The sequence below is a fragment of the Pseudomonas sp. EGD-AK9 genome (assembly GCF_000465935.2).
In the GTDB taxonomy this organism is placed as follows: Bacteria; Pseudomonadota; Gammaproteobacteria; order Pseudomonadales; family Pseudomonadaceae; genus Aquipseudomonas.
Window position 1 is genome coordinate 1 of record NZ_AVOF01000961.1, and the last position, 549, is coordinate 549.

Below are 549 nucleotides of genomic sequence, written 5' to 3' on the forward strand. Positions count from 1 at the left end.
CTCGGCGGCGCCGGCCTTGGCTGCGGCGATGGCGGCTACGCCACTGCCTGCGCCGAAATCCAGCACGCGCTTGCCGCGCACCCACTCGGGGCGCTCGGCCAGCCAGCGCGCCAGCACCAGGCCGCTGGCCCAGCAGAAGCACCAGTAGGGCGGTTCTTCTAGGATGCGCCGGGTTTCCTCGGGACTGAAGGCGCGGTCCATATTGCCGGCGTCGATCAGCCACAGGGCGATGTCGCTGCCGGGCAGCGTTTCGGCCACCAGGCGGGCATCGCCGAGCAGTTCGCTTAGCGCGCCTTGCAGGGATGCCGGGGCGCTCATGGCGCCGGCACCAGGCGCAGCGGACCGAGGTCGCGGCTCTGCGGGGCGGCGATGGTTTGCGCTGGCAGGCGCTGCACCAGGCGTCCGGACTGGGTGACGCGGCCGCGCAGCTCGACGCGCTGGTCGCCGGGAAAACTGGCCGGCTCGAAGTGCAGGGCGAAGGGCAGTGGGTTGCCGTCGCCGCGCAGCAGCAGGTGGCCGAGCAGGGTAGCGGGGCGCCCGCGCGCGTCG

The 549-nt window shown here is 73.4% G+C and carries 1 protein-coding gene and 1 pseudogene; both read right to left on the reverse strand.

Annotated elements, in window-relative coordinates:
- Window positions 1-318, reverse strand: a 318-nt coding sequence (locus N878_RS25900) for a 50S ribosomal protein L11 methyltransferase (protein WP_021446374.1), incomplete at its 3' end; no start/stop codon positions are given.
- A pseudogene (locus N878_RS25905) lies at window positions 315-549 on the reverse strand (YbaY family lipoprotein); the annotation flags it as partial. The pseudogene N878_RS25905 and the gene N878_RS25900, both read right to left, overlap by 4 nt.